Consider the following 13,331-nt stretch of genomic DNA (forward strand, 5'->3'; position numbering starts at 1 on the left):
CGGTCAGACCTGGACGCGGTCCGCGACGACCTTGGCCAGCTTCGCCAGCGCCTCGTCCTTGGCGATGCCGTTCTCCTGCGAACCGTCGCGGTAGCGGAAGGAGACGGTGCCCGCGGCCATGTCCTCGTCACCGACGATGATCATGAACGGGACCTTGAGCTTCTGGTGGTTGCGGATCTTCTTCTGCATCCGGTCGGAGGAGGCGTCCACCTCGACCCGCAGGCCCTTCTTCTTCGCCTCGGCGGCGAACTCCTGCAGGTACTCGACGTGCCCGTCGCCGATCGGGATGCCGACCGCCTGGACCGGGGCCAGCCACGGCGGCATGGCGCCCGCGTAGTGCTCCAGCAGCACGGCGAAGAACCGCTCGATGGAGCCGAACAGCGCGCGGTGGATCATGACCGGCCGCTGGCGGGAGCCGTCGGGCGCGGTGTACTCCAGGTTGAACCGCTCCGGCAGGTTGAAGTCCAGCTGCACGGTCGACATCTGCCAGGTGCGGCCGATGGCGTCGCGCGCCTGGACGGAGATCTTCGGGCCGTAGAAGGCCGCGCCGCCCGGGTCGGGGGTCAGCGGGAGGCCCTGCTTCTCGGCTACCTGCTGGAGGACCGCGGTGGCCTCCTCCCAGACCTCGTCCGAGCCGACGAACTTCTCCGGGTCCTTGGTCGACAGCTCCAGGTAGAAGTCGGTCAGACCGTAGTCGCGCAGCAGGTTCAGCACGAAGGTGAGCGTGCGGTCGAGCTCCTCCGCCATCTGCTCACGGGTGCAGTAGATGTGCGCGTCGTCCTGGGTGAAGCCGCGGGCGCGGGTCAGGCCGTGGACCACGCCCGACTTCTCGTACCGGTACACGGTGCCGAACTCGAACAGGCGCAGCGGCAGTTCGCGGTAGGAGCGGCCGCGCGCGTCGAAGATCAGGTTGTGCATCGGGCAGTTCATGGGCTTGAGGTAGTAGTCGGTACCACCGTCGAGCTGCATGGGGGGGTACATGCCCTCCGCGTACCAGTCCAGGTGGCCGCTCTTCTCGAAGAGCGCGCCCTTGGTGGCGTGCGGGGAGTAGACGAACTCGTAGCCCTCTTCCTCGTGCCGGCGGCGCGAGTAGTCCTCCATGGTCCGGCGGATGATGCCGCCGCGCGGGTGGAAGACGGCCAGGCCGGAGCCGATCTCGTCCGGGATGGAGAAGAGGTCCAGCTCGTTGCCGAGCTTGCGGTGGTCGCGCTTCTCGGCCTCGGCGAGGAAGTCGAGGTGGGCCTTCAGCTCCTCCTTCGACGGCCACGCGGTGCCGTAGATGCGCTGGAGCATCGGGTTCTTCTCGCTGCCGCGCCAGTAGGCGGCCGCGTTGCGCATCAGCTTGAACGCCGGGATGTTGCGGGTGGTGGGCAGGTGGGGACCGCGGCAGAGGTCCTTCCAGCACAGCTCGCCGGTCTTGGCGTCCAGGTTGTCGTAGATGCTCAGCTCGCCGCCGCCCACCTCGACGTTCGCACCGTCGTCGGTCGAAGCGGAGCCCTTGATGCCGATGAGCTCGAGCTTGTACGGCTCGTCGGCGAGCTCCTCGCGGGCCGCCTCGTCGCTGACCACGCGGCGGGAGAACTTCTGCCCGCGCTTCTGGATCTCCTGCATCTTCTTCTCGACGGCCTTGAGGTCCTCCGGGGTGAAGGGCCGGGCCACGTCGAAGTCGTAGTAGAAGCCGTTCTGGACCGGCGGGCCGATGCCCAGCTTGGCCTCGGGGAACAGCTCCTGCACGGCCTGCGCCATGACGTGCGCGGTCGAGTGACGCAGGATGTTCAGGCCGTCCTCGGAGGAGATCTCCACCGGCTCGACGGTCTCGCCGTCCTTCACCTCGTACGAGAGGTCCTTCAGGTCGCCCGCGACGCGAGCGGCCACGATGGTGCGCTCGCCGGCGAAGAGCTCGGCCGCCGTAGTGCCCGTGGCCACCACGCGCTCGTCCCGCTCGGAATCGCGTTGGATGATCACACGGACGTCTGACACCGGTCTCTCCTGACTCAGGGGATGCGCGAGCGAACGCTGCGCGCCTGAATCGTACCGAGCCGAGCGGCTCCGCCGCGAAACGGTTACGGCTTCCCGCGTTCGTTACGGTGGACCGGCCGCACCCCCGCCCCCCGCTCCGGAGGAATCATGCCCGTGCCGAGCCCGCTCGAGGTCAGGCCGCTGGACCTGGCCGAGGACACCACGGCGTCGGCGGTGCACCGGATCGGCCGGGCCGCGTACGCGGTGGAGGCGGAGCTGATCGGCTTCGACGGCATCCCGGCGCTGCGCGAGAGCCTCGCGCAGATGCGGGAGCAGCCACTGCACTGGCTCGGCGCGGTCGCGCAGGACGGCGGGATCGCCGGCTTCCTGGCGTGGCAGGAGGAGCCGGACGGCAGCGCCTGCATCGACCGCCTCTGCGTGTCCCCGGCCCGGTTCCGCAGAGGCGTCGCCTCGCTCCTGCTCCGCCACGTCCTGTCAGAGCTCCTCCCCGCCCGCACGGTCACGGTCACGACGGGCGCGGCGAACACCCCCGCACTGACCCTGTACACCCGCCTGGGCTTCACCCGCGGCCCGGACTTCTCCCCCGCTCCGGGCCTCACGATGGCCTCCTTCACCCGCCGGCCCAGCCCCGCCGGCGCATCCAGCCCCGCCGGCGTTTGAGGCGCGGAGTCCGGGGCGGAGCCCCGGGCCCCGTCAGTCGTCCGTCGGAAGGACGTCCCCCGGATCGAGCGCCTCGTCCAGCGACTTCATCAGCCGGTCCCGCTCGACCTCGTCCAGCGGGACCGGCGTCACATCCGTGGCATCGGTCAGCCGCCGGAACCCGCCCCGGCGCTGCAGCCGCCCGCTCAGCCGGATCGGCACGCCCACCAGATGCGCATGCCCCGCCACCCGGTACGCCTCCTCGTCGAGGACGGCCCGTACGTACGGGATCTCCGCCCCGGCGAGGACCCGCAGCCGGATCGTGCCCCCGCCGCCCGGGGCCGAGCGCCGCATCCGGACCACCGCGCCCGCCACCCGCACGGGAACCGCCGGTTCGTCCCGGGTGTAGCGCGCCGCCGCATCCCGGAGCACCGGCAGGTCCCCCGGCGAGAACTCCACCGGCTCCGGCCGGGCCGCGCAACCCGCCGGGACCCCGGCCGCCGGCGCCCAGGCCAGGGCGATGCGGGCCCCCTCCGAACCCCGCACGAGCGCGATCAGCGCATCGGCCAGCTCCCGGCTGACCCCGGCCTCGACCGCCGCGTCGAAGGCCTCCATGCCGCCGGTGGCCCGCCGGTAGTCCACGGCCTCCCGCGCCGCGTGCAGGGCGTGGTGCAGCCGGGTCATGGTGCCCCGCCCGCCGTCCACCGGGACGTACGCGGTGAGCCTGCGCCCGCCGGGGTCCGGCCCCACCAGGACCCCGTCCAGGGCGCGTTCGGCCTGTCCGCGGTGCCGGGCCCCGTAGTACCCGGCCCTGGCCCGGTCCGCGAGGGCCCCGGCGAGCAGGAGCTGCCTGGCGGCCGAGCGGAGCTGTTCCTGCACGGTCCACGCCGCCGCGCCCTGGGGCCCGTACGGCCCCTCGGGGCCCTCCGGGATCCGCCGGTCCCAGCGGATCTCGTCGCTGGGCACGCTCAGTCCGTACAGCACCTCCCGTGCGGACGGCAGCGCGCTGCGCGCGAGCGCGGTCAGGGCGTCCTCCAGCAGGTCGACGCAGTCGGGGAAGGCCCGGCTCTCCGGAACGAGCAGGCTGTTCCCCCCACCGGCCGGCCCGTGAAGGGCAGGCGGCGTCCAGCGCCCGTACCGCCCGGCGGCCCCGCCCCGGCGCTGCCAGCCGTGCCGGTGCAGCAGGGCCCCCAGCACGGCCGGGTCGACGTGGGCGGGATCGGGCGTCCCCGAGTCGGAGAAGTCCCCGTACTCGGACGGGGACGTCAGCGGTTCGAGGTTCGGTGAGTGCCAGTGCATCAAGGTGTCCCTCCCGACCCGACCCGGGTCATGATCTCGCACAGCGCCCGGTCGTCGAAGATCCGCGTGGTGGGGATCCGTACGGTGGTCCGGCGCCGGCCGGTCACGGGGTGCCCGGCGAGGTTGGTCCAGTAGCAGCAGTGCCGCAGGTCGAGCCGGTCGTGGCCGGCGGCCAGCCACTGGTCGCGTTCTCGCGGGACGAGCATCACGACGAGGATCTTGTGGACGGCGACCGGCGTGCGGGCCAGTTTCACCAGGTGCTCGTTGTCGAGTGTGAACGCGAAGGTGGGCCCGGCCGGTCTGGGCGGTATCTGGTAGGTCGCCTTCAGCTGCACCTTGATGGTGACCTCGTCGTCGACGAGGTGCTCGGGCGCGCCGTGGTTGACCTGCCAGTCGATGCCGTTGTCCGGAAAGGGCTGGGAGAGCGAGCAGCCGGCCGCGGCGGCGACTGCGTGCAGGTATCCCACCTGGAGGGTCTCCATGCAGGCGGTGGTGGCGAGTGTGCCGCGCAGCGGTCCGGTCCGCGCCTCGCTCCGCGGATCGGTCCGCCCCTGCAGCATCCCGCCCGGTTCGGGCTGCGCGAGCGCCATGGCCGGCTCCCCATGCCTTCCGGGCTCTGCCGAATGTGGGTGGACGGGGTGATGACCGGTCATGTGTGCGGTCCCCCAGGGAAGTTGTCTCCGTACCAGAGGGCCCGCAAACGGCGTACGGCGCAAACAGGCCGGGTATCACCGATGCGGGCAAGGGTGGCACGTTCCGAGGCGGCGGCGCCCGGTTGCACCCAACTGCTGATCGGGGACGAGGAGTTCGCCATGACGCGCTGGTATGAGGGCCCGCTGGCCGCTTTCGACACGGAGACGACCGGGGTGGACGTGGAGCAGGACCGGATCGTGTCCGCCGCTCTCGTCGTGCAGGAGTGTGCGGGCGGCCGGGTCCGCTCCACCCGCTGGCTGGTCAATCCCGGGATTCCGGTGCCCCCGGGCGCCACGGAAGTGCACGGTCTGACCGATGACCACCTCCAGCGCAACGGGCGGTGGCCCGCGCCGGTCGTGGAGGAGATAGCCCGTGCGCTCGGGGAGCAGCAGGTGGCGGGCCGGCCGGTGGTGGTGATGAACGCGCCGTTCGATCTGACGCTGCTGGACCGGGAGTTGCGCCGGCACCGGGCGTCGACGCTGGCGCGCTATCTGGACAACCGGCCGCTGACGGTGCTGGATCCGCGGGTGCTGGACAAGCACCTGGACCGGTACCGCAAGGGCCGCCGGACGCTGACGGATCTGTGCGCGCACTACGGGATAGAGCTGGAGGGGGCACATGACGCGGGTGCGGACGCGTTGGCCTCGCTGGAGGTCGTACGGGCGGTGGGGCGCCGGTTCGCGGCGCGGCTGGAGCGGCTGACGCCGGCGGAGCTGCACACGCTGCAGGCAGTGTGGCATGCGGCGCAGGCGCGCGGGCTGCAGGCGTGGTTCGCCCGTCAGGGGACGCCGGAGTCGGTGGATCCGCACTGGCCGCTGCGGCCGGAGCTGCCGGCGGCCGCGTAGGGCAACGGCCCCCGGAGATGCGGAAGGCCGGTCCGTCGCGTGACGGACCGGCCTGACCCGGTGGGCGATACTGGGATCGAACCAGTGACCCCTTCGGTGTGAACGAAGTGCTCTCCCGCTGAGCTAATCGCCCGGGAACGAGTTGAACCATACAAGAGGCACGGGGTCTGGTTCAAACCGCTTCCGGTGAGGCCGCCAGACGGGCGGCGAGGGCGCGCCGGCCGGCCCGCATCATCAGGGCGTGGTTGAGCCGGAACGCGGGCCGCGCGGGGACCGCGAGGCGGCGCAGCAGGGGGCTGCGCACCTCGACCTCCTGCTCGTACAGGGCCCGTGTCGCGCGCCCGCCGGCGCCTCGGCGGGCTCGTACGGTCCACCGCGCCCAGCCCTCGATGTCGCCGTGCAGGGCGGCCTCCAGGAGGCCCCGGCCGGGGTCGCGGAGGAGTTCGGTGGCGGTCATGCGGATCTCGTACGGGAGGACGGAGCGGATGTGCAGGGTGCCGCTGTGTCCGTCGATCTGCTCGACCGCACGGACCTGGGGCCACCAGCGCGGGTAGTCCCCGGTCTGTTCGAGCACGGCGTAGACCCGGGCGGGCGGGGCGTCGAGGTCCCACACGCTGCGGAAGCGGTAGCGGTTCCAGCGGTCCCGGTGGCGGCGGTCCGTGTTCCCTGCGCGGCTGCGGTCCATGCCTCCAGTCTGGACCGGCGGACCTTCGCGCGGGCCCCGCTCTCGTACATCCACTCCTTCCGTGCGTACTCAGGGCGGATCTGAGTACGCACACCCATGTCCTGACGGCGTGACGGGCACCACACTCCGGAACATGGCGACTCCACCACCCGGCACCCCCCTCCCGCCCGACCGGGAGCTCGTGCTCATCGACCGTGAGCTGGCCCAACTCGACGCCCGGCGCGGATATCTGCTGGCCCGCCGGGAGTGGCTGCTGCGGCTTCCGGCACCGGGCGGGTGGGTGACGCCGGGCGTCCCCGCCCGTCCGCAGGAGGCCTCGGCCCCGAGTGCGCAGAACGTGCTGCTGACCTTGGGCGCGGTGCTGCTGGCGGTGGCTGCGCTGGCGTTCACGCTGGTCAGTTGGGGGTCCATGGGGATCGCCGGGCGCGGTGCGGTGCTGGCCGTGGTGACGGCGGCCGCGCTGGGCGCGCCGGCGCTGCTGCTGCGCCGGGGGCTGCGGTCGACGGCCGAGTCGGTGGCGGCGGTGGGGCTGCTGCTGACGGTGCTGGACGCGTACGCGGTGTACGCGGTCGCCGCGCCGGACACCGACGGCACGGCGTACGCGGCGGGGGCGGCGGCCGTACTGGCGGCACTGTGGGCGGGGTACGCCCGGGTGCTGCCGGGGCTGCTGATCCCGCTGCCGGCGGCGGTGCTGACGGCGCAGCTCCCGCTGCCGCTGGCGGCGGTGGCCTCGGCGGCGGACCCGGTGGGGGTCGGCTGGGCGCTGCTGGCGACGGCGGCGCTGGACGCGGCGCTTGTGCTGTCGGCGCCGGGGGTCCGCGCGCGGGCGTCGGTGTTCGGTCCGGCGGCGGCGAGCGCGGCCGTCCTCGCGGCGGGGGCCCTGCTGGCCGGGCTGTCGGAGTCGTTGCAGGCCGGCTCGGCGACTGCGGCGGCCGGTCCTGCGCTGCTGCTGGCGGCCTGCGCGGTGCTGGGCGTCGGGGTGGCCTGGCGGGAGCCTTCGGCGATGGCGGCCGCGATCGCCGGCGCTCTGGCGGCGGTGGCGGCGCTCGGCGACCTGGCCCGTCCCGTGCTGTCGCGGGAGTGGACCGTGGTGGTGTTCCTGCTGCTCGCCCTGCCGCTGCTGGCGGCGGTACGGGCCGGCACGCTCCCGGCGGCGGTCCGCCGCGGCCTGGCCCGGGCCGGGGCGGGGGTCGCGGCCCCGGCCGCGGTGTCGGCGCTGCTGCCCGCGGCGGGCTCGCTGGTGTTCCGGGTCGGGGTGCTGGGCGAGGTGTGGGCGGCGACGACCCCGCCCCGGGACGCGTACGGGCCGGGCCCGGCGGCCGCGGTGACCCTGCTGGTCGCGGCGGGGGCCGCCGGGTGGCTGGCGCGGGTGCTGCCCCGCCCGGAGCCGGGCATGATCGCGGTGGTCCTGGCCTGGGCGGGGCTGTTCACGGCGCCGATGGCGTACGGGCTGCCGGTCGCGGCGGTGCTCGCGGCCCAGCTGGCGGTGACGGCGGCGGCCGGGGTGTGCGCGCTGCGGATCGCGCGCGGCCCGGGGTACGCGGCTGCGGTGTGTGCCGCGGTGGGGGCGCTGAACCTGTCGGTGGCCGCGCTGGACGGCCGTACGGCCACCTTCGCGGTGTTCGGGCTGCTGGGCGCGGGCTGCGCGGCAGGGGCGGCGTACGGGCCCGCCGCGCTGCCCACACGGGCCGGCGGGGCGGTGCTGGCCGTCGGGTACGCGGCGGGCACGGTGGCGGCGCTGGGGGCGGTGCGGGGGCTCGCGGTGTCCTGGTGGGCGCTGCCCCTGCTGGCGGTCCCGGCCGCGGTGGCGGCGCTCGGCCCGCGCCTGGGCCGGGTGCGGATCCCGGCGGAGATCGCGGCGGCCGTGGTCGGCGCGGTGGCGCTGCTCCTCCCCGTCCGGGAGCCGGCGCTGTCGGCACTGGTGTGCGCGCTGGCCGGGGTGGTCTGCGCGGGCGCGGCGGTACGGGCGGACCGGCGCGGGCTCGGCTGGGCGGCCGGGGCCCTGTTCGTGGCGGCGACCTGGATCCGGCTCGCGGCGTCCGGGGTGGCGGCGCCGGAGGCGTACACGCTGCCGGTGACGGCGCTCGCCCTCGCGGTGGGTTTCGTGCGCCGCCGGAGGGATGCGAGGGCCCGTCTTGCAGGCCGCGGGCCCGGCCTGATCGGCGAGACGGGCCCTGAAGCCTCGTCGTGGACGGCGTACGGGCCAGGGCTGGGGGCGACGCTGCTGCCGAGCCTGGTCGCGGCCTGGGGCGACCCTTACTGGCTGCGGCCGCTGCTGCTGGGCCTCGCGGCGCTCGCGGTGACGCTGCTCGGCGCGCGCCGGCGGCTCCAGGCCCCGCTGCTGCTCGGCGGCGCCGCCCTCGCGGCGGTGGCCCTGCACGAGCTGGCCCCGTACGTGGTCCAGGTCGTCGACGCGCTGCCGCGCTGGCTGCCGCCGGCGCTGGCGGGGCTGCTGCTCCTGGTGGTGGGGGCGACGTACGAGAAGCGGCTGCGGGACGCGCGCCGGCTGCGGGCGGCCCTCGGCCGGCTGAGGTAGCGGCGGGAACGAGGAAACGCCAAGGGCCCGGAGACGGTGAAAGTCTCCGGGCCCTTGGTCCGGGTGGGCGATACTGGGTTCGAACCAGTGACCCCTTCGGTGTGAACGAAGTGCTCTCCCACTGAGCTAATCGCCCGGACGCACCGCAAACATTACCCCATGTCAGCGGTGGTTCCCGACCATCACTGGTCCTTGAGGTCCCAGGGCAGCGTGAGCCCGTACTTCCAGAGATAGAAGCCGATCAGCGCGCCCGCGATCAAGAGTCCGACGCTGGTCAGGATGATGTTGCGGCGGCGGACCTTGGGGTCCAGCGCCTTCTGCGCGGCCTCGGTCACCTTGCGCTTGGTCCAGCGGAGCACCAGGTGGGCCCAGGCGAACTCGGTGGCCCAGATCGCCAGGCCCGCGAAGATCGCGACCCAGCCGGGCCCGGGCAGCACGAGCATGGCGACACCGGCACCGATGACGGCGAGGCCGACGATGAAGACGCCGACCTGCCAGCTGAGGTGCAGGGTGCGACGCGACTTGATGAAGGCGGGAGCCTTCGATACGTGCGGCGCTTCTTCCGTGGTCTGCTGAGTGCTGGTGTCGTCGGCTGCGGACGCTTCGGTCCCGCGGTCACTCCCCGTATTCATGGGCCCGAATCTACCGGAGCCGGAAGCACACGTGAATGGTGGTTTGGATCCGCCGTCCGAGGGACCCAGAGGTCCGCAAAACGGTCAGAGGGGTTTACAACGGCACCGTAGGTGGCATGTCGATTTCGCCGACGTGCGAATCCCCGAGCGCACACTGAGCGAAAGGCCCTGGCGCTTATGAACACCACGGTCAGCTGCGAGCTGCACCTGCGCCTCGTTGTGTCGAGCGAGTCCTCACTGCCTGTCCCGGCGGGCCTGCGGTATGACACGGCCGATCCCTACGCCGTGCACGCCACCTTCCACACCGGCGCCGAGGAGACGGTCGAGTGGGTATTCGCCCGAGACCTCCTCGCTGAGGGCCTCCACCGGCCCACCGGAACCGGAGACGTCCGCGTCTGGCCGTCCCGCAGCCACGGTCAGGGCGTCGTCTGCATCGCCCTGAGCTCACCGGAGGGAGAAGCACTGCTCGAAGCACCCGCCCGCGCACTCGAGTCGTTCCTCAAGCGGACGGACGCAGCGGTTCCACCCGGGACCGAACACCGGCACTTCGACCTCGACAAAGAGCTCTCCCACATCCTGGCCGAAAGCTGAACCAGGCTCGCAGGGAGCACCTCCCGGCCTGCGCCGGGAGCCACTCCGCACCGTCCGACTCGGGGCGACGGTGCGGGCTGGACAAAAACCACATACGGCAGTGCCGGCGCTGTTCTTGCGGAAGCCACCCGCGAGGACGGCGCCGGTGTGCGTGACGCAGTCGCAGCTGAGGCACCTCCCGGTGCCGCCCGGGGACGACTAGAGTCGGCCCCCAGCGGCGGCACTGGTCCGTCGCCGCAGGCCCGGCCCCCAGGGAGCGACCACCGTGCAGATTCCCCACGACACCCGTCGCGCGCTCGACGTCGTCGTCGCGCTGGTGAACACCACGGCCGAGACGGACCACCCCGACGGGCTGGCGGACGTCGGCTCGCTGCGCGAGTTCGTACGCGAGTACCAAATCAGCGACGTCGGCGATCTCGGTGTCCGCGACCTCGCCGGAGTGCGGACGGTCCGCGGCAAATTCGCCCAGGTGTTCGGGGCGGCCAACCCCCGGACCGCGGCCGGACTGATCAACGAGCTGGTGGCGACCGCCGGCACCACCCCGCAGCTGACCGACCACGACGGCTACGACTGGCATGTCCACTACTTCGCGCCGGGGGCCTCGCTCGGCGACCACCTCGCGGCCGACGGCGGCATGGCGCTGGCCTTCATCGTGGTCTCCGGGGAGCAGGAGCGACTGCGCCGCTGCGAGGCCCCCGACTGCCGGCGGGCCTTCGTGGACCTCTCGCGGAACCGTTCGCGCCGCTACTGCGACAGCCGGACCTGCGGGAACCGGCTGCACGTGGCGGCGTACCGGGCCCGGCGCAAGGAGGCCGACGCGGGACCGTCAGAGCAGGAAGAGGTCATGCACGGCGGCCAGCAGCAACAGGGTGCCGATCACCCCTAGGAAGATCATCAGGGGCGGCTGGGAAAGCGCGAAGAGGCAGCCTCGCGGCTCCTCGGCAACGGGGGCGGGGACCGGGGCCGACGCGGGAATCGTCGGCTCACCCTGCGATGTCTCGAGCATGTCGGGGCGATGATGGCCCAAGGTGCACCGATCGGGCCTTCAACACGCCAGCGTTGACGCGGGAGTTCACCCCTTCTCGTCAAGCCCGCGGGAATTTCGTGCGCGGACCTCAGATGCCGTGCTTCTTCAGAATCGCTTCGATGTCGGAGAAGTCATCCGCAGGAGTGGCGGGGGCGGCGCTGCTGCGGGGCTCCGGCTGCGGACGGGCACCCGGGCCGAGCGAGGGGGCGGACGCGGCCGGGGCCACGGCCTCCTGCGAGGGGCGCCCCTTCGCGGCCTTCGCGGCCTTCGCCGGCTTGACCGCCTTGGCCGGCTTCTCCCCGGCACCGAGGCTGCGGCGCTCGACGGCCCGCGTGGTCATGAACAGCACCCAGGACAGCCCGAGCAGTCCGAAGCCCGCCCAGACGGTCGGGTTGAAGACCATCCCGGACACCCACTCCACGAAGCCCGTCATCACCAGGGCGACCGGCACCAGCGCGTACGCCGCGATGCGCGCGGCGGCGAGGAAGCGCTTGCGGTACGCGGTCACCGCGGCGACGCCCAGGCCCGCCGCGGACACCGCGGAACATATGGTCTCGGCAAGCATGCGGTCCTCCAGGGGTGGGCGAACTGTCCCTTCCATCCTGCACCGGGCACCGCCGCAGCGGCCATGTCCCGAGCGGATCCCGGACCGATCTCCGGGAGATCTCGGGGTCGCGCCTCCTCCTCAGGGGCGTCGGGAGGTCCGTTGCGGTGGCCGCGCCCGGCGGCTGGGAGACTGTCCGCATGACCGATTCCGTGATCCTCGACGTCTGGTGCGAACTCCAGTGCCCGGACTGCCACCGCGCCCTGGGCGACGTAGACGCCCTGCGGGCCCGCTACGGCGACCGGCTGGACATCCGGCTGCGCCACTTCCCGCTGGAGAAGCACAAGCACGCCTTCGCCGCGGCGCAGGCCGCCGAGGAGGCCGCGGAGCAGGGCCGGGCCTGGCCGTACGTGGAGGCCGTACTGGCCCGCACCGCGGAGCTCGGCGAGCGCGGCGAGGCCGTACTGCTGGACGTGGCGCGTGAACTCGGCCTCGACGCCGAGGAGTTCGACACCGCCCTCATCGACGGCCGGCACATCCTGATCGTCGACGCCGACCAGGCCGAGGGCAAGGCGATCGGCGTGACCGGCACCCCGACGTACGTGATCGGCGGCGAGCGCCTCGACGGCGGCAAGAGCCAGGAGGGCCTGCGCGCCCGCATCGAGGAGATCGCGGACCGCCTGCTGGCCGCCGGCAACGGCTAAGCGGCCTTGGTGAAGTGGGGTGCGTTTTCGCGTCGTCCGGTGCGGTGCATCGCAAGGCGGAGCGGCACGCTTGTACTGGACGTACCAGGGCGCTGCGACCAGCGGCGAGGCGGCGTGCCGGGCGGCGCGGGGGCGTGCCCCACTTCCCCGAGGCCGCTTAGCGCCGCGGCAGGCCACGTTTACCCGTCGAGGAGCGGCGTCCGGTGCGTGCTCTCGGCGTGCCGGCCGCAAGCGCTCGTACTGGACGTACGTGAGCTTTCGGCCGGCGCGGCGAGAGTGCGTGCCGGGCGTCGCGACGGGGCGACGTCGCCTGACGCGGCACTAGAGCAGGTCCTTGGCGTAGTTGACGCCGGTCGTCCGGTAGCCGAGGGACTCGTAGAGCCGCAGGGCCGGGGTGTTGCCGGCGAAGACCTGGAGGCCGAGGGTGCGGTGGCCCGCGGCGAGGGCCTCGCGCTCGGCGAGCAGCATCAGGTCGCGGCCGTATCCACGGCCCCGGTGCTCCTCGGCGACCGCGACGTCGAAGACGTACGCGCCCTCCCCGGCCAGCGCCACCCACACGTGGCCGACCGGGGCGCCCGCCGCCTCCAGGACGCCGAGGGTGGTGCCCTCCGTGGCCAGTCCGTGGGGGAGCTGGCGCTCGTGGTCGGCCACCGACTTCGCCCGCGCGGCCTCCTCCGGCATGCCCCGGCTGGTCCAGTCGGCGGTGTAGCCGTCGATCGCGTCGACGAGCCAGACCTCGTACTCGGCCTCCGTCATGGGGCGGCCGAGGACCCCCTCCCGGAGCCCGGGCGGCTCCGCGGGGAGCTCCTTGGCCATGATGCGGCTGTACTCGGCGTACCCGAGCGCCTGCGCCATCCGCAGGCCGCCCGCCGAGGCGGCGGGTACGGAGACCCGGACGCGGCGGCAGCCCCAGCCGCGCAGCACCTCCTCGGCGGCGAGCGCCCCGACCGTGGCCCGACCGCGCCGCCGGTCGGGTTCGTCGACGGCGAGGTCGCGGATCTCCCCGACCGTCGGCCCGAAGGGCGTGTCGCAGGCGACCAGCAGCGCGCCGACGCGCCTGCTGTTGACCCGGATCTCGTACGGGCGCGACCGCGCGCCCCCGGTGCTCTGCTGAAGCGGCCCGCTCGGCCGCAGGGTGGTGGTCATCAGTCGAGTT

At 73.4% G+C, this 13,331-nt stretch carries 14 protein-coding genes and 2 tRNA genes; 6 read left to right on the forward strand and 10 right to left on the reverse strand.

Going from position 1 to position 13,331, the window contains the following annotated elements:
• Nucleotides 1-3: 3 nt before the first annotated feature.
• Nucleotides 4-1,980, reverse strand: coding sequence for a threonine--tRNA ligase (gene thrS / locus AB0M76_RS23810; protein ID WP_365954783.1), 1,977 nt, complete (start codon nucleotides 1,978-1,980; stop codon nucleotides 4-6).
• Between the two features lie 147 nt (nucleotides 1,981-2,127).
• Here thrS and AB0M76_RS23815 point away from each other — a divergent pair, with 147 nt between their 5' ends.
• Nucleotides 2,128-2,640: a GNAT family N-acetyltransferase gene (locus AB0M76_RS23815; RefSeq protein WP_365954784.1), complete on the forward strand. Its 513-nt coding sequence runs from the start codon at nucleotides 2,128-2,130 to the stop codon at nucleotides 2,638-2,640.
• 33 nt (nucleotides 2,641-2,673) lie between these two features.
• Here the strand turns inward: AB0M76_RS23815 and AB0M76_RS23820 are convergent, their stop codons facing one another.
• Together AB0M76_RS23820 and AB0M76_RS23825 are read right to left on the reverse strand one after the other, a co-directional pair.
• A complete protein-coding gene (locus AB0M76_RS23820) occupies nucleotides 2,674-3,918 on the reverse strand; it encodes a hypothetical protein (protein ID WP_365954785.1) in 1,245 nt (414 codons plus the stop codon).
• Entirely contained in the window at nucleotides 3,918-4,508 is a 591-nt protein-coding gene (locus AB0M76_RS23825) for a DUF4365 domain-containing protein (RefSeq protein WP_266668796.1), read from the reverse strand. Before AB0M76_RS23825 ends, AB0M76_RS23820 begins: the two co-directional genes overlap by 1 nt.
• Before the next feature lie 222 nt (nucleotides 4,509-4,730).
• On the opposite strand from AB0M76_RS23825, the gene AB0M76_RS23830 reads away from it, so the two are divergent.
• Entirely contained in the window at nucleotides 4,731-5,456 is a 726-nt protein-coding gene (locus AB0M76_RS23830) for a 3'-5' exonuclease (RefSeq protein ID WP_365954846.1), read from the forward strand.
• A 61-nt stretch (nucleotides 5,457-5,517) separates the two neighbouring features.
• Here the strand turns inward: AB0M76_RS23830 and AB0M76_RS23835 are convergent.
• Together AB0M76_RS23835 and AB0M76_RS23840 are read right to left on the reverse strand one after the other, a co-directional pair.
• A tRNA-Val gene (locus tag AB0M76_RS23835) sits at nucleotides 5,518-5,589 on the reverse strand.
• Nucleotides 5,590-5,628: 39 nt separating this feature from the next.
• Nucleotides 5,629-6,141, reverse strand: a complete 513-nt coding sequence (locus AB0M76_RS23840; protein ID WP_365954786.1) for an SRPBCC family protein — start codon at nucleotides 6,139-6,141, stop codon at nucleotides 5,629-5,631.
• 133 nt (nucleotides 6,142-6,274) lie between these two features.
• Between AB0M76_RS23840 and AB0M76_RS23845 the strand changes: the two genes are divergently transcribed.
• Nucleotides 6,275-8,677: a hypothetical protein gene (locus AB0M76_RS23845; protein WP_365954787.1), complete on the forward strand. Its 2,403-nt coding sequence runs from the start codon at nucleotides 6,275-6,277 to the stop codon at nucleotides 8,675-8,677.
• Nucleotides 8,678-8,741: 64 nt separating this feature from the next.
• On the opposite strand, the gene AB0M76_RS23850 is transcribed toward AB0M76_RS23845, so the two are convergent.
• Both AB0M76_RS23850 and AB0M76_RS23855 read right to left on the reverse strand, forming a co-directional pair.
• Nucleotides 8,742-8,813: transfer RNA gene (locus AB0M76_RS23850), tRNA-Val, on the reverse strand.
• Nucleotides 8,814-8,859: 46 nt separating this feature from the next.
• Complete coding sequence (locus AB0M76_RS23855; protein ID WP_266668788.1) at nucleotides 8,860-9,309, reverse strand: TIGR02611 family protein; 450 nt, start codon at nucleotides 9,307-9,309, stop codon at nucleotides 8,860-8,862.
• A 177-nt stretch (nucleotides 9,310-9,486) separates the two neighbouring features.
• Between AB0M76_RS23855 and AB0M76_RS23860 the strand changes: the two genes are divergently transcribed.
• Nucleotides 9,487-9,900: an SsgA family sporulation/cell division regulator gene (locus tag AB0M76_RS23860; protein WP_030011909.1), complete on the forward strand. Its 414-nt coding sequence runs from the start codon at nucleotides 9,487-9,489 to the stop codon at nucleotides 9,898-9,900.
• Nucleotides 9,901-10,165: 265 nt separating this feature from the next.
• Nucleotides 10,166-10,786, forward strand: a complete 621-nt coding sequence (locus AB0M76_RS23865) for a CGNR zinc finger domain-containing protein (RefSeq protein WP_365954788.1) — start codon at nucleotides 10,166-10,168, stop codon at nucleotides 10,784-10,786.
• On the opposite strand, the gene AB0M76_RS23870 is transcribed toward AB0M76_RS23865, so the two are convergent.
• Together AB0M76_RS23870 and AB0M76_RS23875 are read right to left on the reverse strand one after the other, a co-directional pair.
• Complete coding sequence (locus AB0M76_RS23870) at nucleotides 10,727-10,906, reverse strand: hypothetical protein (RefSeq protein WP_365954789.1); 180 nt, start codon at nucleotides 10,904-10,906, stop codon at nucleotides 10,727-10,729. The two genes, AB0M76_RS23865 and AB0M76_RS23870, sit on opposite strands and share 60 nt — an antisense overlap.
• 109 nt (nucleotides 10,907-11,015) lie before the next feature.
• Complete coding sequence (locus tag AB0M76_RS23875; protein ID WP_365954790.1) at nucleotides 11,016-11,492, reverse strand: hypothetical protein; 477 nt, start codon at nucleotides 11,490-11,492, stop codon at nucleotides 11,016-11,018.
• Nucleotides 11,493-11,671: 179 nt separating this feature from the next.
• Here AB0M76_RS23875 and AB0M76_RS23880 point away from each other — a divergent pair, with 179 nt between their 5' ends.
• Nucleotides 11,672-12,175, forward strand: a complete 504-nt coding sequence (locus tag AB0M76_RS23880) for a DsbA family protein (RefSeq protein WP_365954791.1) — start codon at nucleotides 11,672-11,674, stop codon at nucleotides 12,173-12,175.
• Nucleotides 12,176-12,496: 321 nt separating this feature from the next.
• Here AB0M76_RS23880 and AB0M76_RS23885 read toward each other — a convergent pair whose 3' ends face one another.
• Nucleotides 12,497-13,321, reverse strand: a complete 825-nt coding sequence (locus AB0M76_RS23885) for a GNAT family N-acetyltransferase (protein WP_365954792.1) — start codon at nucleotides 13,319-13,321, stop codon at nucleotides 12,497-12,499.
• Nucleotides 13,322-13,331 lie beyond the last annotated feature (10 nt).

This window comes from Streptomyces sp. NPDC051364 (genome assembly GCF_040682115.1).
Classification (GTDB): domain Bacteria; phylum Actinomycetota; class Actinomycetes; order Streptomycetales; family Streptomycetaceae; genus Streptomyces.